Annotated in this window: 18 protein-coding genes, 1 tRNA gene and 2 rRNA genes (1 of these 21 only partly in view); 14 read left to right on the top strand and 7 right to left on the bottom strand. The window is 33.3% G+C overall.

The genetic code is table 11. The features are described from left to right. Both FP421_RS10220 and rrf read left to right on the top strand, forming a co-directional pair. Positions 1-523 (top strand): 23S ribosomal RNA (locus tag FP421_RS10220); it begins 2347 nt to the left of the window's first position. A gap of 174 nt (positions 524-697) precedes the next feature. Continuing rightward, a 5S ribosomal RNA gene (rrf, locus tag FP421_RS10225) occupies positions 698-807 on the top strand. Between the two features lie 376 nt (positions 808-1183). On the opposite strand, the gene FP421_RS10230 is transcribed toward rrf, so the two are convergent. The 6 genes from FP421_RS10230 to FP421_RS10255 all read right to left on the bottom strand — a co-directional run bounded on the left by FP421_RS10230 (position 1184) and on the right by FP421_RS10255 (position 11442). Then, positions 1184-2647, bottom strand: a complete 1464-nt coding sequence (locus FP421_RS10230; protein ID WP_159950275.1) for a glutamate synthase subunit beta — start codon at positions 2645-2647, stop codon at positions 1184-1186. 4 nt (positions 2648-2651) lie between these two features. Then, positions 2652-7163 (bottom strand): glutamate synthase large subunit, encoded by a 4512-nt coding sequence (gene gltB / locus FP421_RS10235; RefSeq protein ID WP_159950277.1) that lies wholly within the window; start codon positions 7161-7163, stop codon positions 2652-2654. A gap of 216 nt (positions 7164-7379) precedes the next feature. Beyond that, positions 7380-8621: an ammonium transporter gene (locus FP421_RS10240; RefSeq protein WP_159950279.1), complete on the bottom strand. Its 1242-nt coding sequence runs from the start codon at positions 8619-8621 to the stop codon at positions 7380-7382. Positions 8622-8627: 6 nt separating this feature from the next. Beyond that, positions 8628-8978 (bottom strand): P-II family nitrogen regulator, encoded by a 351-nt coding sequence (locus FP421_RS10245; protein WP_159951089.1) that lies wholly within the window; start codon positions 8976-8978, stop codon positions 8628-8630. 144 nt (positions 8979-9122) lie between these two features. Beyond that, a complete protein-coding gene (locus FP421_RS10250; protein ID WP_159950282.1) occupies positions 9123-10412 on the bottom strand; it encodes an ammonium transporter in 1290 nt (429 codons plus the stop codon). 37 nt (positions 10413-10449) lie between these two features. Then, positions 10450-11442, bottom strand: coding sequence for an outer membrane beta-barrel protein (locus FP421_RS10255; protein WP_159950284.1), 993 nt, complete (start codon positions 11440-11442; stop codon positions 10450-10452). 275 nt (positions 11443-11717) lie between these two features. Between FP421_RS10255 and FP421_RS10260 the strand changes: the two genes are divergently transcribed. Further along, complete coding sequence (locus tag FP421_RS10260) at positions 11718-12500, top strand: tRNA pseudouridine synthase A (RefSeq protein WP_159950286.1); 783 nt, start codon at positions 11718-11720, stop codon at positions 12498-12500. A 219-nt stretch (positions 12501-12719) separates the two neighbouring features. Here FP421_RS10260 and FP421_RS10265 read toward each other — a convergent pair whose 3' ends face one another. Then, positions 12720-13862, bottom strand: a complete 1143-nt coding sequence (locus tag FP421_RS10265) for an acyl-CoA dehydrogenase (protein WP_159950289.1) — start codon at positions 13860-13862, stop codon at positions 12720-12722. Positions 13863-13952: 90 nt separating this feature from the next. On the opposite strand from FP421_RS10265, the gene FP421_RS10270 reads away from it, so the two are divergent. The 11 genes from FP421_RS10270 (at position 13953) to FP421_RS10320 (ending at position 23289) form a co-directional block, all read left to right on the top strand. Continuing rightward, positions 13953-15008 (top strand): anhydro-N-acetylmuramic acid kinase, encoded by a 1056-nt coding sequence (locus FP421_RS10270; RefSeq protein ID WP_159950291.1) that lies wholly within the window; start codon positions 13953-13955, stop codon positions 15006-15008. Positions 15009-15183: 175 nt separating this feature from the next. Next, positions 15184-16410 carry a Glu/Leu/Phe/Val dehydrogenase dimerization domain-containing protein gene (locus FP421_RS10275; RefSeq protein ID WP_159950293.1) on the top strand — a complete coding sequence of 409 codons (1227 nt, stop codon included), beginning with the start codon at positions 15184-15186 and terminating at the stop codon, positions 16408-16410. A gap of 25 nt (positions 16411-16435) precedes the next feature. After that, on the top strand, positions 16436-17836 hold the full coding sequence (gene nhaD, locus FP421_RS10280) for a sodium:proton antiporter NhaD (protein WP_159950295.1): 1401 nt from the start codon (positions 16436-16438) through the stop codon (positions 17834-17836). Positions 17837-17980: 144 nt separating this feature from the next. Continuing rightward, entirely contained in the window at positions 17981-18670 is a 690-nt protein-coding gene (locus FP421_RS10285; protein WP_159950298.1) for a MotA/TolQ/ExbB proton channel family protein, read from the top strand. An 87-nt stretch (positions 18671-18757) separates the two neighbouring features. Beyond that, on the top strand, positions 18758-19150 hold the full coding sequence (locus FP421_RS10290; protein WP_159950300.1) for an ExbD/TolR family protein: 393 nt from the start codon (positions 18758-18760) through the stop codon (positions 19148-19150). 39 nt (positions 19151-19189) lie between these two features. Then, complete coding sequence (locus FP421_RS10295; RefSeq protein WP_159950302.1) at positions 19190-20017, top strand: energy transducer TonB; 828 nt, start codon at positions 19190-19192, stop codon at positions 20015-20017. 61 nt (positions 20018-20078) lie between these two features. Beyond that, positions 20079-21287: a bifunctional folylpolyglutamate synthase/dihydrofolate synthase gene (locus FP421_RS10300; RefSeq protein WP_159950304.1), complete on the top strand. Its 1209-nt coding sequence runs from the start codon at positions 20079-20081 to the stop codon at positions 21285-21287. Positions 21288-21353: 66 nt separating this feature from the next. Further along, a tRNA-Val gene (locus FP421_RS10305) sits at positions 21354-21431 on the top strand. Positions 21432-21477: 46 nt separating this feature from the next. Next, a complete protein-coding gene (locus FP421_RS10310; RefSeq protein WP_159950307.1) occupies positions 21478-21729 on the top strand; it encodes a GIY-YIG nuclease family protein in 252 nt (83 codons plus the stop codon). Positions 21730-21856: 127 nt separating this feature from the next. Further along, positions 21857-22108: a GIY-YIG nuclease family protein gene (locus FP421_RS10315; protein WP_159950309.1), complete on the top strand. Its 252-nt coding sequence runs from the start codon at positions 21857-21859 to the stop codon at positions 22106-22108. Positions 22109-22308: 200 nt separating this feature from the next. After that, positions 22309-23289 carry an SDR family oxidoreductase gene (locus FP421_RS10320; protein WP_159950311.1) on the top strand — a complete coding sequence of 327 codons (981 nt, stop codon included), beginning with the start codon at positions 22309-22311 and terminating at the stop codon, positions 23287-23289. Positions 23290-23333: the final 44 nt, after the last annotated feature.

Below are 23333 nucleotides of genomic sequence, written 5' to 3' on the forward strand. Positions count from 1 at the left end.
TCGATCAGGTTGGAAACAAGAGCATAGTGATCCGGTGGTTCCGCATGGAAGGGCCATCGCTCAAAGGATAAAAGGTACTCCGGGGATAACAGGCTGATCTCCCCCAAGAGCTCATATCGACGGGGGGGTTTGGCACCTCGATGTCGGCTCGTCACATCCTGGGGCTGGAGAAGGTCCCAAGGGTTGGGCTGTTCGCCCATTAAAGTGGCACGCGAGCTGGGTTCAGAACGTCGTGAGACAGTTCGGTCTCTATCTGCTGTGGGCGTTAGAAATTTGCGTGGATCTGACTCTAGTACGAGAGGACCGAGTTGGACTGACCTCTAGTGTACCTGTTGTTTCGCCAGAAGCATAGCAGGGTAGCTACGTCGGGAAGGGATAAGCGCTGAAAGCATATAAGCGCGAAACCCACCACAAGATGAGATTTCTTTAAAGGGTCGTTGGAGATGACAACGTTGATAGGCTATAGGTGTAAAGGCAGTAATGTCATAGCCGAGTAGTACTAATAACCCATAGACTTATGTACGCTTCCCGGTCGTAAGACCGGGAGACACTCTTTTTTTTATTTTGAAACTTACAATATTATTTTACCATATGTTAACTTATATGCAAGCGATGCTTGCAGTTGTTAGCTTTTAGTCTTTAGACGTTAGTTAGTTTTTACTAACGACTATAAACCAATAACTAATAACCAAACTCTTAGGGTGGTTATAGCATTGGGGCTCACCTCTTCCCATCCCGAACAGAGTAGTTAAGCCCAATAGCGCCGATGGTACTGCATTTATGTGGGAGAGTAGGTCGCTGCCTTTCTTTAATACTGAATCTTTTCAGTATATTAAACCTCATATCTTTTGATATGAGGTTTTTTTATGACTTTTTTTTTGCTTTCTTTGAAGTTATACTTTATACTTATATAACTGATTCTTATTAGTTGTATAAGAAAATAAATAGTTTATAAAAAATAATATTACTTTCTTTAAAAGAGTTTTATAAGCAATAATTAAGATGTAAGAAAAGAATACTTAAAGCTATTATAAAGTATTCTAATATATTAATTACCACCACCATTGAAGTCAGTATTTAATTTGTGAATAAAAAAACTCATCAAAAGTAATTGATGAGTTTTTTTTAGTTTAAGTATTCTTCTTCAAGTTAGTTTTAATAGATTTCTAATAAATAACTTGTATTACATCGCTACTAAATCACCTGTAACATCTTTAGAAGGTAGTTCTGATTTACCCATTAAATAAAGGTCTACTTGTCTTGCTGCTTCACGTCCTTCTGAAATTGCCCAAACAATTAATGATTGTCCTCTACGCATGTCACCAGCTGTAAAAATATTTGGAATGTTAGTTTGATATTTCCCATAGTCAGCTTTATAATTAGAGCGAGCATCAGTCTTAATTCCTAATTTATCTGCTAAAGTGCTTTCTGGACCTGTAAAACCTAATGCTAGTAATGCTAAGTCACAAGGCCAAGTTTTTTCTGTACCAGCAATTTCAATTAACTGAGGTCTTTCTCCTGGAACCATTTTCCACTCTACATTAACTGTTTTAAGTGCAGTTAGCTTGCCGTTTATGTCTTTTACAAATTCTTTTGTATTAATTAACCAATTACGTTCAACACCTTCTTGATGTGAAGAAGAAGTTTTTAATTGTAATGGCCAAAATGGCCAAGGAGTTGTTGGAGATCTATGACCTGGTGGTTTTGGCATAATTTCAAAGTTTACCACAGATTTTGCTCCATGACGATTTGAAGTTCCAATACAGTCTGAACCTGTATCTCCACCACCAATTACAATAACATCTTTATCAGTTGCCATTACCTGGTTTTTTACTTCTTTACCAAATAATACTTTTGTTTGTTGTGTTAAGAAATCCATTGCTTGTACTACACCATCAGCATCTATACCAGGAGTAGGTAAGCTTCGTCTTTCTGTGGCTCCACCACATAAAACAACACTGTCAAAAGCTTTTAAGTCTTTTACATCATAATTCACACCAACATTAACATTGGTTTTAAAAATGATTCCTTCTGCTTCTAAAATTGCAACTCTTCTGTCGATAATTTCTTTTTCCATTTTGAAATTTGGGATTCCATAACGCAATAAGCCACCAACTTCATCATCTCTTTCGAAAACAGTTACAGTATGACCTGCTCTGTTTAATTGTTGTGCAGCAGCTAATCCTGCAGGACCAGAACCTACTACAGCAACAGTTTTACCTGTTCTTGTTTTTGGAGGTTGTGGTTTGATCCAGCCTTCTTTGAAAGCACGCTCAACAATATTTTTTTCTATATTTTCAATTGATACTGGGTCTTCAATAATACCTAATACACAAGATTTTTCGCAAGGTGCTGGACACAATCTCCCTGTAAATTCAGGAAAATTATTTGTGGAATGTAAAAGCCATGATGCTTTTTGCCATTCACCTTGATGTACCATATGGTTAAAATCTGGAATTAAATTACCTAATGGACATCCACTATGACAAAAAGGAATACCACAGTCCATACAACGTGACCCCTGTTTTGTTAGTTCCTTTTCAGAAAGTGGAACTGTAAATTCTTTGTAATTTTGTACACGGTCTTTAACAGATATGTACTTTTCATCTTCTCTTTCAAACTCTTTGAATCCTGTTACTTTTCCCATAAGACTATGCTGTTGTTAATTCTTCTACCATTGGTTCTTCAGTTTCCAAACGCTTTAATGCGCGTTTGTATTCAGTTGGCATTACTTTTACAAAGTTGTTTAAAGTATTATCCCAATTTGCTAATAAGCTAGTACCCTTTTTACTATCAGTATATAAAACGTGTTTTTCAATAGTTGCTTTTAAATCAGCAATATCATCACCTTCAACTTTTTCAAATTCGATAGTTTCAGTATTACATAATCCGTTTACAAACTTATTATCAGGATCGTATACATAAGCGATACCACCACTCATACCTGCTGCAAAGTTTCTACCAGTTTGTCCTAAGACAATTACTTTACCACCAGTCATATATTCACAACAGTGATCTCCAACACCTTCTACAACAGCAGTTGCTCCAGAGTTACGAACTGCAAAACGCTCTCCTGCAATTCCGTTGATGTATGCTTGACCGTTAACGGCTCCAAATAAACATACATTACCTACAATGATGTTTTCATCTGCAACAAAATCAGCTTGTGTTGGTTTTTTTACAATCAATTTTGCACCAGATAAAGCTTTACCTAAGTAATCGTTGGTGTTTCCTTCTAATGTAAATGTTAATCCGAATGCACCAAAAGCACCAAAACTTTGCCCTGCAGAACCTTTAAAGTTAATATTTAAAGTATCTTCAGGTAAACCTAAGTGACCGTAAATTTTTGAAATTTCATTACTAACAATCGCTCCAACAGTTCTGTTGATGTTTTTAATTGGATATACCAAATTCATTTTTTCTTTACGATATAATGCTCTGTGAGAATCTTTTAAAATTGTAAAGTCTAATACATTATCTAAATTATGATCTTGTTTTTCAGTGTTCTTTACAACACTTTCTCTATAAGCAGAAGGTCTATGCAAAATACTTGATAAATCTAATCCTTTCGCTTTATAATGCTTAATTGCTTTATTCGCGTTAATTTTATGTGTTTGACCAACCATTTCAGCTAAAGTTCTGAAACCAAGTTGTGCCATAATTTTTCTTAGTTCTTCAGCTACATAGTAGAAGAAATTAATTACATGTTCTGGTGTTCCTTTAAAGTTTTTACGCAACTCTTTATCTTGAGTAGCGATTCCTACAGGACAGGTGTTTAAATGACATTTACGCATCATGATACAACCTGAAGCTACTAAAGGAGCAGTTGCGAAACCAAACTCTTCAGCACCCAATAAAGCTGCAATAGCTACATCACGACCCGTTTTTAATTGGCCATCACATTCTACCACGATTCTACTTCTTAAGTCATTTAAGACCAAAGTTTGCTGTGCTTCAGATAAACCAAGTTCCCAAGGTAAACCTGCATGTTTTAACGAGGTTAGAGGAGAAGCTCCTGTACCACCATCATAACCAGAAATTAATACGACATCTGCTTTTGCTTTAGCAACACCAGCAGCAATTGTACCTACTCCAACTTCAGATACTAATTTTACATTTATTCTTGCTTCACGATTTGCATTTTTTAAATCGAAAATTAACTGTGCTAAATCTTCAATAGAATAAATATCGTGATGTGGAGGAGGAGAAATTAAACCCACAAAAGGTGTCGAGTTTCTTGCAGCAGCAATCCAAGGTAACACTTTGTGAGCAGGTAATTGACCACCTTCACCAGGTTTTGCACCTTGTGCCATTTTGATTTGTATCTCTTTAGCATTTGTTAGGTAGTGAGATGTTACACCAAATCTACCAGAAGCAACTTGCTTAATTGCAGAGTTTCTACTATCACCATTAATATCCTTTTGAAAACGTTTTCTATCTTCACCACCTTCACCAGAATTAGATTTACCACCAATTCTATTCATTGCAATGGCTAAATTTTCATGAGCTTCTCTAGAGATAGACCCATAAGACATTGCACCTGTTTTAAAACGTTTTACAATATCTGTCCAAGGTTCTACTTCTTCTAAAGGAATTGGATCTAAGTTGTCAAACTCAAATAAACCACGAATGGTCATTAAGTTTTCAGCTTGTTGATTAATCGCATTAGAGTAAACATCGTAACTTTTTTGATCACTCAATCTAACAGCTTGCTGTAATTTAGCAACAGTAGTTGGGTTGAACAAGTGGCGCTCGCCATTACGTCTCCATCTATAATCACCTCCAATATTTAAACCTAAGTTTTTATCAATTTGATTGTCTGGATAAGCCTGTTTATAACGTTTGTCTATTTCTTTTTCAATTTCATATAAACCAATACCTTCTATTCTTGAGGCAGTGTATGGGAAATATTTTTCTACAAATTGAGAATTGAAACCAACAATTTCGAAAATTTGAGAACCTCTATAAGAATGTAATGTAGAGATTCCAATTTTATTCATCACTTTTAAAATTCCTTTCCCAATTGCATAGTTGAAATTATCAACAGCTTGTTGCTCATCCATATCAGTTATGAAGCCTTCTTTTACCTGCATTCTGATAATTTCATTTACCATATAAGGATTGATGGCACTAGCTCCATATCCAAATAAAGTTGCAAAATGATGTGGTTCACGTGGTTCTGCAGATTCGATAATAATATCAAAATAAGAACGCTTACGCAACCTGTTTAATTGATGATTTACATAAGAACATGCTAACAGTGCAGGAATTGGAGCAAACTCTTGGTTTACGCCTCTGTCTGAAAGAATGATAATATTTGTTTTTCTTTCAATTGCTCTTTCTACCTGAATGATAATATCGTCTAAAGCATCTTCTAAACCATTTAGCCCTTCTGCTTTTGGGTATAATATGTTGATTGTTTCTGCTTTGAAACTTTCAATATCAATGGTTCTAATTTTTTCTAAATCAGCATTTGATATTACAGGGTTCTGAATTCTTAATTTTCTACACTGTCTATCAGTAATACTGAAAATATTTCTATCTTTTCCTAAATTTAAACTGATATCTGTTACGATATTTTCACGAATACCATCTAAAGGAGGATTGGTAACTTGAGCAAATAATTGTTTAAAATAGTTTGATATTAATTGAGGTCTATCTGATAATACAGCTAAAGGAGTATCAATTCCCATTGAACCCAAAGCCTCTTTACCTACTTGAGCCATTGGTGTAATAACCTCTTGAATATCTTCGAAAGTATAATTGAATAATCGCTGACGTGTTTTAATATCAATCGTTTCAATAGGACAAGTTTCGTTAGTGTAAGGAACATCCTTTAAATGCAAACGCGTATTATCTAACCATTTTTGGTAAGGTCTTTCTGAAACAATTTTATTTTTGATTTCTTCATCATCAATAATTCTACCTTCATTCATGTCTACCAAGAACATTCTTCCTGGTTCTAATCTACCATGTTTTTTTACATCAGAAGGGTCTATATCAACCACACCAACTTCTGATGACATGATTAATTTACCACTCTTTGTTAAGGTATATCTTGATGGTCTTAAACCGTTTCTGTCTAATAACGCTCCAATGTAGTCTCCATCAGTAAAAGGTACTGATGCAGGACCATCCCAAGGCTCCATAATACAACCATTGTATTCATAGAAAGCCTTTTTTTCTGGAGACATTGTTTTGTGTTTTTCCCAAGCTTCAGGAATCATCATCATCATAATCTCAGGAAGAGATCTGTCTGTATGTGTTAATAATTCTACAACCATATCCATAGAAGCAGAATCTGATTTTCCTGGTAAAATGATTGGAAAAAGTTTATCTATTTGTGGTCCAAAAACATCACTTTTCATGATTTCTTCACGTACACGCATTCTACTTACATTACCTCTAAGCGTGTTAATTTCTCCATTTTGACACATATGTCTGAATGGTTGGGCTAACTCCCAGGTAGGCATAGTATTTGTAGAAAAACGTTGATGCACTAAAGCCAAGCGTGTAACTAAATCTATTTCTTGAAGATCTAAATAGTAAGGCCCAATATCTTCTGGCATAATAATACCTTTGTAGATAATGGTTGTAATTGATAAACTCGGAACATAAAAATATTTAGCTTCTGAGATTTTAGAATTTCTAATTGAATGTTCTGTTATTTTACGAGCTGCATATAGTTTTGCTTTGAAGGTTGCTTCATCAATCTCATCAGTTTTACCAATAAAAAGTTGCTCAATATTTGGTTCTGATGCTAATGCTATTTCACCTAATTGACTAGAATCTACAGGAACTTTTCTCCATCCTAAAACAGATAAACCTTGTGCAGTAACCTCTCTTTCGAAAGTAGTTTTACAAAAGTTATATTGATTTTCTACTTTTGGAAGGAATACCATTCCAACAGCATATTCTCTTTGATTAGGAATTGGAAAATTACAAACACGTGTAAAATATTCATGAGGAATATCAATTAATAAACCTGCACCATCACCTGTTTTTCCATCAGCACTTACACCACCTCTATGCTCTAGTTTTACTAGTATTTCTAGTGCATCGTGTATGATTTGATTTGTCTTATCACCATTCAGATTACATATAAAACCAGCTCCACAATTTTCATGTTCAAACTCTGGTAGATATAGTCCTTGTTTTTTCATATTTAGTTCAATTATATTTACAAATCTATGTATTTTATTGAAAAAGACTTAATAATACGGCTTTTTTAATATGATTTTTATGATGCATTTAATAAAACAATAAAAAATAATTATTTATTATAATTTAATTCTAAATAATTATCAAATTCGTAAAAAGCAAAAAAAACACCTTAAAATTTAACTTTTAAGGTGTTTTATGTTTAATTTATAACTTTTTTAGTGTTCGTTTAATCTAAAATCTGGATAAGCATCCATGCCATGTTCATGACTATCTAAACCTTCAAGTTCTTCTCTTTCACTAACCCTAATTCCCATTGTTTTCTTTAATGTATATATTATGATGAAAGATGTTGTTAAGCAAAACATGGCATAAGAACCTACGCCTATTAACTGGCTTATAAATTGATCAACTCCTGCAAGATTACCAAATAAACCAACAGCTAAAGTTCCCCAAATACCACAAGCTAAATGAACAGCAATCGCACCTACAGGATCATCTAATCTTAGTTTATCAATTAAGCTAACTGCAAAAACAATAATTGCCCCTGCAATAGCACCAATGATGATAGCATCTGTTGGAGACATTTGATCTGCACCTGCAGTAATACCTACTAGACCACCTAAAATTCCGTTTAAAAACATTGTTAAATCTAAGTTTTTAAACATTATTGTAGATACTATAAAAGCAACAACACCACCTGCAGCAGCAGCTAAGCAAGTTGTTACTAAGGTTAGTGATGTTAATGAGGGGTCTGCAGATAATACAGAGCCACCGTTAAAGCCAAACCAACCTAACCAAAGAATTAATACACCAGCAGTAGCTAACGGTATATTGTGACCAGGGATTGCCTGAATTTTTCCGTTTTTAAATTTACCAATTCTAGATCCTAACAAACAAACTGCTACTACAGCAGCCCATCCACCAACAGAATGTACTAAAGTTGAGCCAGCAAAATCGTAAAAAGGTGTAGATAATTGATCTAAAAATCCACCACCCCATTTCCATGAGCCTGCAATTGGGTAAACTAAACCTACATAAACTATTGTAAAAATCATAAATGGTACAATTTTCATTCTTTCTGCAACGGCTCCAGAAACTATGGTTGCAGCAGTTGCGGCAAACATTCCTTGAAATAAGAAATCTGTCCAGTAAGTGTATCCTTCATTGTATGTTAAGTCTAGAGCACCTTCTGCTGTAAGAGGAGATGATAATCCAAAACCTGCAAACCCAAACATACCTGAAGAACCATCAGCAAAACCAGGATACATTAAATTAAAGCCTACTAAGCAATACAATAATAGACCTACTGTAATAATAAAAATATTTTTAAATAAGATGTTAATGGTGTTTTTTTGTCTTGTTAAACCAATTTCTAAAAATGCAAAACCTAAGTGCATAAAGAAAACTAATGCAGTACAGATCATCATCCATACATTGTTTGTTGTAAGTAATTCCATGTTTTTTTATTTAGATATTTTCTTTAAAGTTTCACCACCTTTTTCTCCTGTTCTTATTCTGTATGCTTCAGATATGTCTGATACAAAAATTTTCCCATCCCCAACATCTCCTGTTGCTGCAGATTTAAGTAAAGCATTTATCGTTATTTCTTCAAAATCATCATTAACTACTATAGATAAGTATCTGCGTTGTATGTCGCTTGTGCTATAACTAATGCCTCTGTATACATGAGCTTCTTTTTCATTACCTAGGCCAGTTACATCCCAGTAAGAAAAGAAGTTAACGTCAACGTCATGTAGTGCTTCTTTTACTTGTCTAAATTTGGATTTTCTAATGATTGCTTCGATTTTTTTCATAATAGAATGAATTAGTTGTGTTTTATTGATAATTGTTTGAAAATTGTGCAATAATAATAAAAATAATTCTATAAACGAAAATCACACAACTCATAGTGAGTTGTGTGATTCTTTATAAATAAATAATAACTAAACTAAATTCTCTTATTTATCTTCGATTTCTCTTACTCTTACTCCAGGGTAAGCAATAGAACCATGTTCTGAAATATCTAATCCTTCGATTTCAACTTCTTTGCTAACACGTAATCCCATAGTAGCTTTTAAAATTCCAAATACAATAAAAGATAAACCAACTGCCCAAGCAGCATAAGCTAAAACTCCGATTGCTTGAGAACCTAATTGAGAAGCTCCTCCACCATTGAATAATCCAATAGCAGTATCACCATCTACACCCCAAAGACCGATAACTAAAGTACCCCATGCACCAGCAACACCATGTACAGAAGCAGCACCAATTGCGTCATCAATTTTTAATTTCTTTTCAATAAATTCTATAGAGAATACAACTAAGATACCACCAATTAAACCAGCTAATACAGCACCACCCGCAGTCATGTTACCACAACCAGCAGTTATGCTTACTAAACCAGCTAAAGCACCGTTTAAAGTTTGAGATAAGTTTGGTTTACCATACCATACCCAAGTTGTAATTAATGCACCTAACCCACCAGCAGCTGCTGCTAAGTTTGTGATTAATACTACTGTAGAAGCACCAGTTGCATCAGCACCACCCCAAGCTAATTGAGATCCACCATTAAAACCAAACCATCCTAACCAAAGGATAAATACTCCTAAAGTTGCTAAAATCTGATTGTGTCCTGGAATAGCAAATACTTTTCCATCAACATATTTACCGATTCTTGGTCCTACCATAAATGCAGCAACTAAAGCAGCCCATCCACCAACAGAGTGTACAATTGAAGAACCTGCGAAATCAATAAATCCTAATTCTGTTAACCAACCAGAACCTTGCCATTGCCATCCACCTGAAATAGGGTAGATAATAGCAGTCATAACAATTGAGAAAATGATATATGTAGTATATTTAGTTCTACCAGCTATAGCTCCAGATACAATTGTTGCAGCAGTTGCAGCAAACATTGTTTGGAAGAATAAATCAGCTCCTTCACCTTGGAATAAACCACTCCAGAAGAACCATCCGTTAGAAGTATCTCCATACATTAAGGAGTATCCTACTAGCCAGAAGCTTAATGATCCAACACAAATATCTAATAGATTTTTCATCGCGATATTTACTGCGTTTTTAGACCTTGTCATACCAGACTCTACCAATGTAAATCCTGCTTGCATAAAGAATACTAAGATACCAGATAAAAGCATCCAAAGCATTCCCATATCTCCATTTACTTGCTCTAAAACTTTAGCAGCTTCAGTAGCAGGAGCGTCTTGAAATAATGTTAAAAATAAACTCATATTATATAGTTTTTTAGTTAATAATTAGTTAGTTTTCTTAGAAAGAGTAAACTGCAGCAATAGTTAAAGTAGAAGTACTTGTTTCATTAGGGAAAGCTTCAATAATCATGTCATCAGAAGAATCAAATCTTAAATCAGTAATTAACTTTAAGTTATCAGTTAATGCAGTATTTGCTGTTAAAGTAAAAGCAGATACATTAGTGTCAGTAGCTCCAGTTGCTGTAAAAAATTCAGGTCTAAAACCTAAAGCAAAAGTGTCTGAGAATGTATTTTGTAAATATAAAGCTACACCTTGGTAACCAGCATTGTCATCGCTTGAATTTGCATAAGCTGCATTAATACCAACATAGAAAGAATCTGATAAATCGAAGCCACCAGTATAATCTAAGAAAATCCAGTCTTTAGCCGAAGTAGCGTCAACAGCACCAGTGATAAAGTTTAAGTATTGTCCTTTATAACCAACTTGCGCTCCGAATTGAGTAGCATCAGCAAAATTACCATCAGCACTTGTCAAAGCATGCGCATTAGTTAAAGCTACCATGAAAGATAAATCATCAGATGCAGCATAATCTAATTTAACACCAGTGTGAGAAAAAGGACCAGCGTTAAATAAATAAGATACTGTGTAGTTAAAGTTTGCAGCCGGAGAAATAACTTCATACCCTAAAAAAGTATTGAATTGTCCTGCAGTAACAGTTATTTTATCACTTACATTATAATAAGCATATAATTGATTAATTGCACCTGCTAAGTTTGCATCGTCAGCTTTAGGTCCAAATGCGATATCAGCTACAACCCCTGCTTTACCTTTTTCATAAGCAAATACAGTGTTAGCAAAACCTAAACCAAAGGCATTTGCATTTCCAGGGTTAGCAATTAATATTCCTGGAGTTCCTGGGGCTTTCGTAAAGTTAGTTGTTCCGTAAACATCTACAGTACCACTTAATGTGAAAGTTCCTTTATCTTCTTTTTCTTGTCCAGTTACTATTAAGCTACTTGCTAATAATAAAGTAAAAATTAATTTTTTCATAATTGTTTGTTCTTTTAGTGTTAAATGATTTTTATTAATTGAACTGGGTCAAAAGTATATATTTAATTTTTACTGACAAGGGGTGTGTTTTCCGAAAACGTTGTATTTTTGAGTTAGACCCTTAAAAAAAAGGGGGTTATTTTGAGATAAACACATTTTTAGTTTTCTTTAACATAAAAAATATAGGGTTCGTAAAAAAGTTGTTAATAATTTTGAGATATTCATAAAAATGCACCTTTTCTAAAAAAAAATGTAATTATTGTACATTTGTGGTTATGAAATACTCAAATTCTTATCTAATTGGTTTGCAATTTCTCGGTTTTCGTTTTTCTGGATGGCAAAAACAAATAAATGCCAAAACTTTGCACGATATGGTAGATAAAACCCTGTCTTTTGTTTTTGATAATCAAAACTACAAGACGATTGGTGTGGGGAGAACAGATGCTAAAGTTTCTGCAAATACCTATTATTTTCAGCTGTTTGTTGATGAGGTTTTAGAGGAAAAGGTTTTTATGGATAGTTTAAACAACAACTTTTCTGCAGATTTTAGAACTATATCTATTGAGAAAGTTGATTTAACTTTTAATATAATCAATGCTCCTAAGGTTAAAGAATATCACTATTACTTTTCTTTTGGTGAAAAGAATCATCCTTTTGCGGCACCTTTTATGACTGCTGTTAAAGAAGATTTAGATATTGCTTTGATGATGAAGGGGGCAAAATTGTTTCAAGGGGAACATTATTTTCATAAATATTGTACTAAACCATCTGAGAATACTGTTTTTAAGAGAATCATTGATTTTTGTGAAATTGTTGAGAATGATATTTTAACGGCAAGCTTTTTTCCAGAGAACTCTTATATATTAAAGGTAAAAGGAAAAGGGTTTTTGCGATATCAGATTAGATTGATGATGGCAACTTTATTTGAATTAGGTAAAGGAAATCAGGCTTTAGCTGTTATAGAGGCTTCTTTGAAAGAAGATAATGACAGAAAGTTTTTGAGGAATATTGCACCTGCTTCTGGTTTGCAACTCTATACTATCGAATTGGAACTGTAGTTGACAAGGATGCTGCGTGAGCGATAGGAATGGCATCCTTTTTATGCTCAACTCGATTTGGTAGCTGAAGAGAATTACTAACTTATTACAGTAGAAAGATGCTGGTGTAAATACAGCATAAAAAGATATAATGGATAGCGCGGTTTTTGTTTTTCTCAAAAACACGCTCAAAAAAAATAATAAACCTACAAGGTTTTGGAAACCTTGTAGGAAATTTGGTTAACCTTTAATGACTCCTCTAGAAATTACAATTTTCTGAATTTCTGAGGTGCCTTCGTAAATCTGAGTAATTTTTGCATCACGCATCAAGCGTTCTACATGGTATTCTTTAACAAAGCCATTTCCTCCGTGAATTTGAACAGCTTCAACAGTTTGTTCCATGGCTACTTTACTAGCGTATAATTTTGCCATGGCAGATGACATGTCGTAATTATTACCTTGATCTTTATCCCAAGCCGCTTTCATGACTAACATTCTTGCAGCTTCAATTTCTGTGAACATGTCTGCTAATTTAAAAGCAATTGCTTGATGATTACAAATTTCCGTGCCAAAAGCCTTACGCTCTTTTGAGTATTTTAGAGCCAATTCGTATGCGCCTGAGGCAATTCCTAAAGCTTGAGCAGCAATACCAATTCTACCTCCAGAAAGTGTTTTCATAGCAAATTTAAATCCAAAACCATCTTCTCCAATTCTATTTTCTTTTGGTACTTTTACGTCATTAAATTGAAGTGTGTGGGTGTCTGAACCACGAATTCCTAGTTTGTCTTCTTTTGGGCCTATATGGAAACCTTCCATTCCTTTTTCAACGATAAATGCATTAATGCCTTTATGGCCTTTTTCTCTATCGGTTTGCGCAATGACCAAATATACATCTGAGCGTCCACCATTTGTAATCCAGTTTTTTGTACCGTTAATCAAGTAATGATCTCCTTTGTCTATTGCAGTTGTAGCTTGAGAAGTTGCATCAGAACCTGCTTCTGGTTCACTTAAGCAAAAAGCACCCAAAAATTCACCTGTAGTTAATTTCGTCAAGTATTTTTGCTTCTGTTCTTCAGAGCCATAAGCTTCTAAACCATAACAGACTAATGAATTGTTTACAGAGACCATTACTGAAGCTGAAGCATCAATTTTTGACAGTTCTTCCATAATTAAGACATAAGAAATAGCGTCCATTCCGCTACCACCATATTTAGGATCAACCATAATCCCCATAAAACCTAAATCGCCCATTTTTTTCACTAATTCTTGTGGGAACTCTTGTTTATTATCTCTTTCAATAACGCCAGGTAATAATTCGTTTTGCGCAAAATCTCTAGCAGCATCACGTATCATGATATGTTCTTCTGTTAAACTAAAATCCATTGTTGTGTTTTTATTAAATTCGTAATTTAAAGCTCCAAAGATATCGATTTCGTAATATATTATCAATAAAGTTTTCTTAATTTTACGGATATGAATAAAGATTATGTTTTTGTAATTGGGTTAATGTCTGGAACTTCGTTAGACGGAATAGATTTGGTTTATGTGAAGTTTGATAAAAATGACTACAGAAATTTTGAGATTATTGAAGCAGAAACCGTGTCTTATTCTTCTAAATGGAAAAAGACTTTGCAGAAAGCGATTGAATACTCTGGTGAAGAATTGAAAAGATTAGATAATGAATATGGATGTTTTTTAGGAGAAACTATCAATAACTTTACAGCAAGCCACAAGATAAATAAGATAGATTTTATTGCTTCTCATGGACACACAATTCTACATCAGCCTAAAAAAGGAATAACACTTCAGATAGGTAGTGGAAAAGAAATCGCAAAAATTACCAATACAAAAGTAGTTTGTGATTTTAGAACCCAAGATGTAAAACTAGGAGGTCAAGGGGCACCTTTAGTTCCTGTTGGAGACGAATTGTTATTTTCTAATTATGATTACTGTTTAAATTTGGGAGGTTTTTCTAATGTATCCTTCAAAAAAGTAGGTAAAAGAGTAGCGTTTGATATTTGCCCTGTAAATATCGTGTTAAATCATTATGTTGCTCAATTGGGTTTTCAATTTGATGATAAAGGACAAATCGCGTCTAAAGGAACTCTTAATCAAAAGCTTTTAGATGAATTAAATAGATTAGAATTTTATAAAAAAATACCACCAAAATCTTTGGGTTTAGAATGGGTTCAGGATCATGTTTTTCCATTGATTGATCGATTTGAAACTAATATTCCTTCAATATTAAGAACATTTGTAGAGCATATTGCAATACAGATTTCTAAAATTATAGATAGTAATTCAATCTTAATAACTGGTGGTGGAGCGTTCAATTCTTTTTTGATTAGTAAGATTCAGGCCAAAGCTAAAATTAAAATTACATTACCAAATAAACAATTTATAGATTTTAAAGAAGCTTTAATTTTTGCCTTCTTGGGTGTGTTAAGAGTTGATAATCAGGTTAATTGTTTGTCTAGTGTAACAGGTGCTTTAAAAGATCATTCGTCAGGTGTTGTTTTTTGTCCTTAGGATTTCTTTAAAAAATTTGAACCCTCAATTTTTTACCCTAAATTTGTGAAGTATCAATAGATAGTATAAAGCTTAAAAAATGAACCAATTGTAACTTTTCCCCAGCTGGGGATTTTAATTGTAGATTAAAAATTGTTTGAAAAGACAAAAAGTAAAATTGATTTAAATTTTTAAGATGAAAGAATTATTAAAAAGATACGAAAACAAACAGCCAGAAATTATTTTTAACTGGAAAGATAGTGAAACTGAAGCAGAAGGTTGGACAGTTATAAACTCTTTAAGAGGAGGTGCTGCAGGAGGAGGAACCAGAATGAGAAAAGGCTTAGATGTAAACGAAGTGTTGTCTCTAGCGAAAACTATGGAGGTGAAGTTCACAGTTTCTGGGCCAGCAATTGGAGGAGCAAAATCTGGAATTAATTTTGACCCACAAGATCCTCGTAAAAAAGGAGTTTTAGAAAGGTGGTTCAAAGCGGTTTCGCCACTGTTAAAAAATTATTACGGTACAGGAGGAGATTTAAATGTAGATGAAATTCATGAGGTAATTCCAATTACCGAAGAAAGTGGAGTATGGCATCCTCAAGAGGGTGTTTTTAATGGTCATTTTAAACCAACAGAAGCTGATAAGATAAATAGAATTGGTCAGTTAAGGCATGGGGTGATAAAAGTCATAGAAAGTGAATTTTATTCCCCTGATATTGCGAAAAAATATACAATAGCAGACATGATTACTGGTTTTGGTGTAGCAGAAGCTGTAAAGCACTATTACAGTATTTATGGAGGCGATGTAAAAGGAAAAAGAGCTGTTATTCAAGGTTTTGGAAATGTAGGGTCGGCAGCAGCTTTTTATTTGGCGCAAATGGGAGCTAAGGTTGTTGGAATTATAGATAGAGTTGGAGGTGTAATAAATGAAGATGGATTTTCTTTTGAAGAAATTAAAACGTTTTTTCTTAGAAAACACGGAAACACACTGATTGCGGAGAATATGATTCCGTTTGATGAGATTAATGAAAGAATTTGGAGTTTACAATGTGAGATTTTTGCACCATGTGCAGCGTCGAGATTGGTAACACAAAATCAAATAAATCAAATGATAAGTTCTGGATTAGAGGTTATTTCTAGCGGAGCAAATGTACCATTTGCAGACAAAGAAATATTCTTTGGTTCTATCATGGAAGACACAGATAAAAAAGTAAGTTTAATTCCAGATTTCATATCCAATTGTGGTATGGCAAGGGTTTTTGCTTACTTTATGGAAAGAAGGGTGGAGATGTCTGATAAAGCAATTTTTGATGATACATCAAAAGTAATTAAGAAAGCATTGCAAAGAACATTTGCAAAAAACGGTTCTAAATATAATATAAGTGAAACCGCTTTTGCAATAGCTTTGAAAGAATTGATATAAATATAAAAACAAACAAACAACTAAAATGGAATCAGTAATTATTATTGTATTTGTAATGGGTTATCTAGCAATAACCTTAGAGCATAATTTAAAATTAGATAAATTAATCCCCGCCCTTATAATGATGGCCGTCTGTTGGGCAATTGTTGCGTTAGGAGTGGATTCTTTTTCGAATTGGTTTGATTCCGCAAATCACGGTTTAGTTGAAGGTTTTAAAGAAATGGTGCATGATGATAAAATGCATTTGGTAGAGGAAACGTTATTGCATCATTTAGGCAAAACAGCAGAAATATTAGTCTTTCTTTTAGGGGCAATGACCATTGTAGAAATTATTGATTATTTCGATGGATTCTCAACCATAAAAAGTTTTGTGAAGACCAAAAAGAAAAAAAGTATACTGTGGATATTTTCGATTTTAGCCTTTGTTTTATCTGCTATTATTGATAATTTAACAGCTACAATTGTATTGATTTCAATACTTCAAAAAATTGTAAAAACTAGAGAAGATAGAATTTGGTTCGCAGGTTTAATTATAATAGCTGCAAATGCTGGTGGAGCATTTTCTCCTATTGGAGATGTAACTACCACGATGCTTTGGATTGGAGATAAAGTAAGTACAGGAATGTTATTTGCATATCTGTTTATACCTTCATTACTATGTATGGTAATCCCTTCTTTTATCGCTACTTTTTTACCGGCTTTCAAGGGTGAAATTGATTATGAAGAAGAAGTTGAAAAACCAAAAAACCCTCATAGTGCAAGAATGTTATATTTAGGACTAGGGGCTATTGTTTTTGTGCCGATTTTTAAAACTGTAACACATTTGCCTCCCTATGTTGGTATGATGTTGTCTTTGGCAGTTGTAGCAACATTCGCAGAAATTTACAGTAATTCTAAGTTCTCAATTTCTAGTATAGATGGTGAGCAAGCAGAAGAGCATGCAGAGCATGCAACGCACAGTCCTGTTCATGCTTCCTTATCTAAAATTGAGATGCCTAGTATTTTGTTCTTTTTAGGAATTTTAATGGCAGTAGCAGCTTTAGAGTCTCTAGGAATCTTATTTAATTTTGCAGATAGCTTAAAACAAGGAATTCCTTTAATTGGTACAGAGTTAGATGGAACAGTAGTTTCTGATTTAGTGGTAATTTTATTAGGAATTGGTTCTGCAGTAATAGATAATGTACCTTTAGTTGCAGCAAGTTTAGGAATGTTCTCAGAGCCTTTAGATAATCCTTTATGGCACTTTATAGCTTTCTCTGCAGGAACAGGTGGAAGTATGTTAATTATTGGTTCTGCTGCAGGAGTAGTGGCAATGGGAATGGAGAAAATAGATTTTTTCTGGTACTTAAAGAAAATTTCATGGTTAGCATTAATTGGTTTTTTAATCGGGTCTGCATCATTTGTAATTATAAGGATGTTTATCTAATACAGTTTATTAAAGTCTTTAAATGTCATTCTGTACAATTTTCAGAATGGCATTTTTTTTGATAATTAAAAAAAGGATTAGAAATTGTAAAACAATTTTAAAAAAGAATCCTCGTTATTTACATAGAACTTAAAAGAGAATTAAATGATTTCATTTTTTCAGGATAATAAAGAGTTGATAGAAGAAACAGTGTCAAAAGAAAAAACACTATCTATCTATCAATTAATTATGGATGGTGGTTTAGGAGGGCAAATCATTATAGCCTTACTTTTTGTGCTGTTGTCAGTGGCATTGTATATTTATTTTGAACGATTTTTCGCCATAAAAGCAGCTTCAAAAGTGGATAAAAACTTTATGAATCAAATTAAAGATTACGTATCAAATGGTAAGTTAGAATCTGCTAAAGCACTGTGTGAAAGTAAAAATACACCAACCTCTAGATTAATTGGAAAAGGAATTTCTAGAATTGGTAAACCTCTTGAAGATATCAATACAGCAATAGAGACCACAGGAAAATTAGAAATTTATGAATTGGAGAAAAATGTAAGTGTTTTAGCAACTATTGCAGGAGCTGCACCAATGATTGGTTTTTTAGGAACTGTTATTGGGATGATTGTAGCAATTCATGAAATTGCTAACGCAGGTGGTCAAATTGATATTAAAATGCTTTCTGATGGATTGTATACAGCAATGACAACTACAGTTGCAGGTTTAATTGTGGGTATTATTGCTTATATTACTTACAATCATCTAGTCGTAAGAACGAATAAGGTTGTATACCAAATGGAAGCAAAATCAGTGGAGTTTTTAGATTTATTAAACGAGCCAGTATAAATGAGTTTTAAAGTTCGTGAGTTGAAAGTTTATAAAGTTGAACTTTTTTAACTTTAAAAACGTTTCAATTTTAAAAACTAATTTCAAATGAATATAAGAGGTAGAAATAAAGTAGATCCATCTTTCAATATGTCATCAATGACAGATATAGTTTTTCTTTTGTTGATATTTTTCATGCTCACATCAACCTTAGTTACTGTAAGTGCAATTGATGTGTTACTGCCAAAAGCAGGAGGAAAAACTGAAAATAACAAATCAGTTGCGGTAACAATTACCAATACATCTCAATTTTATATTGATAAAACTAAAGTAAGTTTATCAAAATTAGAAAGCGCAATTTTAAATAGTGTAGGTGTTGATAAAAAGAAAACAATTGTGATTCGTGGAGATCAAAACGTGCCTTATAAAAATGTGATGAAAGTTATTGATATCGCGAATAAAAATAAATTAAAAATGATTTTAGCTGTAAAAGGCAGATAAATACAAATATCATGTTGAGCTTGTCGAAACATCTTTAAAATGGAATTCTTAAATACAAAACACAAACGTAAATCAGCTGTAATTACAGTAATAATTCTGATGTTACTCATCTTTGGAGTTTTAAATTACGGTATGCAATATTTAGATCCTCCAGAAGAATATGGTTTGGCAATTAATTTTGGGAATTCAAATATTGGTAATGGTGAGCCTGTTCAAAGAACAAAAAAAGTGTCAACGCCAAAAGTTATTGAAAAGCAAGAGGTTGTTGAAAAAGAGGTGAAAGAAACTCCAAAAGAAATCATTAAAGAAAAAATGATTGCAGATGATTCTTCTAAAGATGTTCCAGTTGTTGAAAAGAAAAAAGAAATTAAGAAGCCAGTAGAAAAAGAGATTAAAAAAGAGAAGCCTAAAGAAAAGCCAAAGCCAAAACCATCTAAAGAAAATCAAAACGCTTTGAATAATTTATTAAATGGAAATTCTTCAGATGGAAAGCCAAAAGGAGAGGGTGATGATAAAAAATCAGGAGTAAAAGGAAAAGAAAAAGGAGATACAAACTCTAACAAATATTATGGAAATACTGGTAGTGGTTCTGGAGGAAATTATAATCTTGCAGGAAGAAAAGCCTTGTCGAAGCCTAAAGAACAACCAGATTGTCAAGAAGAAGGTATTGTTGTGGTAAGAATTCAAGTAGATAAATCTGGAAAAGTAATTTATGCTCGTCCAGGAGAAAAAGGGACAACAAATTCGGCCCCTTGTTTGTTTAAACCTGCAAAAGCAGCAGCTTTAAAAACTAGATGGAATGTAGATGAAAATGCACCAGCAAAACAAACAGGAACCATCATTTATAAGTTCTCTCTCTCTAAATAATCCTTATTTTTGTGGCTAAATGTCACCTTGAGCTTAGTCGATAGGTCTCTCAATTAATTTTATGACGTATAAAGAAACATTAGATTGGATGTTTGCGCAATTACCAATGTATCAAAGACAAGGTAAAGTTGCGTTTAAAAAAGATTTGACTAACACTATTGCATTGTCTAAGGAATTGGGTTTTCCTGAAAAAAAGTTTAAATCCATCCATGTTGGAGGTACCAATGGCAAAGGATCTACAAGTCATATGTTAGCGTCAATATTACAAGAGGCTGGTTACAAAGTTGGCTTGTATACTTCTCCGCATTTAAAAAACTTTACAGAGCGAATTCGAATTAACGGAGATGAAATTCCGAAAAGCAAAGTCACCTCTTTTATTATAAAGCATAAAGATTTTTTAGAACAACAAAAATTGTCTTTTTTTGAAATGACTGTAGGATTAGCTTTTGATTATTTTGCTTCAGAAAAAGTGGATATCGCTGTCATTGAAGTTGGTTTGGGTGGACGATTAGATTCTACAAATATCATCACTCCAGAACTTTCTGTGATTACCAATATCGGATTAGACCATACAGAAATGTTGGGTAATACGCTTCCGGAAATAGCTTATGAAAAAGCAGGAATTATAAAAGAAAACATAACAGTTGTAATTGGTGAAAGACAGCCTGAGGTTCAAAAAGTTTTTTCTAAAAAAAGTCAAGAAACTTTTTCTGAATTATTTTATGCGTCAGATACAATTGAAAATTACGAAACAGATTTACTAGGAGATTATCAACAAAAAAATAGCAAAACAGCAGTTGTAGTCATTAAGCATTTACATAGATTTAAAGTTTCTGATAAGCATATTCAACAAGGACTATTAAATGTCGTAAAAAACACAAACCTAAAAGGAAGGTGGCAGATATTACAAGAAAATCCAAAAGTAATTTGTGATACGGCACATAATAAAGAAGGGTTAAGCATTGTTTTAAATCAGTTAAAAAAAGAAAACTACACTACTTTGCATATTGTTTTAGGAGTAGTTTCTGATAAAGATTTAGATAAAATCTTACCTCTTTTTCCAAAGAACGCCAATTATTATTTTTGTAAGCCTAACATTCCAAGAGGGCTTTCTGAGGAAACTTTACAAGAAAAAGCAGGTCTATTTAATTTAATCGGAAAAAAATATTCCTCTGTAAAAAGAGCGTATACAAATGCCTTATCAAATGTAAATCAAGGAGATGTGATTTATGTAGGTGGTAGTACTTTTATGGTTGCAGAAATTATTTAAAATAAATTCATTTTTTGTTTTGGTAGAATTAAAATCTGTTATATATTTGCATCCGCAATCACGCAGGGGCGCGTAGCTCAGTTGGTTCAGAGCACTTGGTTTACACCCAAGGGGTCAGGGGTTCGAATCCCTTCGCGCCCACCACAAAACCTTCACTTCTAAAGTGAGGGTTTTTTTACTTTTACAAAAAATGTTTTATCTCTATATTTTACATTCAGCTAAGCTCGATAAGTTTTATATTGGTTCTACTTCTAATTTAGAAGCAAGATTACAAAAACACTTGTCAAATCATAAAGGATATACTTCGAGAACAAAAGATTGGGAAATAGTGTACTCAGAAAAATTTGAAACTAAGATTGAAGCAGAAAAAAGAGAAAAACAAATTAAAAACTGGAAAAGTAAGCAAATGATTATAAAATTAATAGCTCAAAACAAGGTTTAGAGCATCCCGATTTCACATCGGGAGTGGTCAGGGGTTCGAATCCCTTTTCCGAAGTTAATTCGGAACAGGCTGCGCCCACCACAAAACCTTCACTTCTAAAGTGAGGTTTTTTTTACTTTTACAAAAAATGTTTTATCTCTATATTTTACATTCAGCTAAGCTTGATAAGTTTTATATTAGCTTTACTTCTAATTTAGAAGCAAGATTACAAAAACATTTGTCAAATCATAAAGGATATACTTCGAGAACAAAAGATTGGGAAATAGTGTACTCAGAAAAATTTGAAAGTAATATTGAAGCAGAAAAAAGAGAAAGACAAATTAAGAACTGGAAAAGTAAGCAAATGATTATAAAATTAATAGCTCAAAACAAGGTTTAGAGCATCCCGATTTCACATCGGGAGTGGTCAGGGGTTCGAATCCCTTTTCCGAAGTTAATTCGGAACAGGCTGCGCCCACAACAAAACCTTCATTTAATAAGTGGAGGTTTTTTTATACAGATACTTTGTATTTAAGAAGTAAAATAATTCTTTTTTGCTACATTTGTTACTCTTTAAAATAGGCTAAAAGCATCTTATTAATGAATGTAAATTTATCGAGTAAAAAAATTCTTGTCACAGGTGGTGCTGGGTTTATAGGTTCAAACTTATGTGAGGCTTTACTAGATAATCATGCTTTTGTAGTATGTCTTGATAATTTTTCAACCGGAAAAAAAGAAAATATTTCAACATTTTTAGAGCATCCAAACTTTACGCTAATAGAGGGTGATATAAGAAATTTATCCGACTGCAAAAAGGCAACTACAGATGTAGATTTTATCTTACATCAAGCGGCTTTAGGATCAGTTCCTCGTTCTATAAAAGATCCAATTACTTCAAATGAAGTCAATATTTCTGGTTTTTTAAATATGTTGATAGCAGCAAGAGATAATAATGTCAAGCGATTTGTATATGCAGCCAGTTCCTCTACCTACGGAGATTCAAAATCATTACCAAAGGTAGAAGAGGTTATTGGAAAACCTCTTTCTCCGTATGCAGTTACAAAATATGTAAATGAACTTTATGCAGATGTGTTTGCAAAAACGTATGATATGGAGTTGATAGGGCTGCGCTATTTTAATGTTTTTGGAAAAAAACAAGATCCAAATGGCGCTTATGCAGCAGTGATTCCCAAGTTTATCGGTAAATTGATAAAATTAGAAGCGCCTACTATTAACGGAGATGGAACAAATTCTCGTGACTTTACCTATATTGATAATGTTGTTCAAGCAAACATACTTTCTTTATTAGCTAAAAAATCAGCTGTCAATCAAGTGTATAATGTAGCTTACGGAGATCGAAATTCCTTATCAGAATTAAGTGTTATTTTAAAAGAACTACTATCAAGTTACAATCCAAAAATAGGAGAAATAAACTTTTTGAATGGCCCCAATCGATCTGGTGATATACCACACTCTCATGCGGATGTTTCTAAGGCAAAAAAAATGATAAATTATAGCCCTTCACATTCTTTAAAAGATGGACTTATAGAGTCTATAGAATGGTATTGGAGAAATTTGTAGGTGTTGGAGTGAATAGTGAATAGTGATTAGGGTTAGGTAATGGT

Origin of the sequence: Polaribacter septentrionalilitoris (assembly GCF_009832745.1) — a bacterium.
Classification (GTDB): Bacteria; Bacteroidota; Bacteroidia; order Flavobacteriales; family Flavobacteriaceae; genus Polaribacter; species Polaribacter septentrionalilitoris.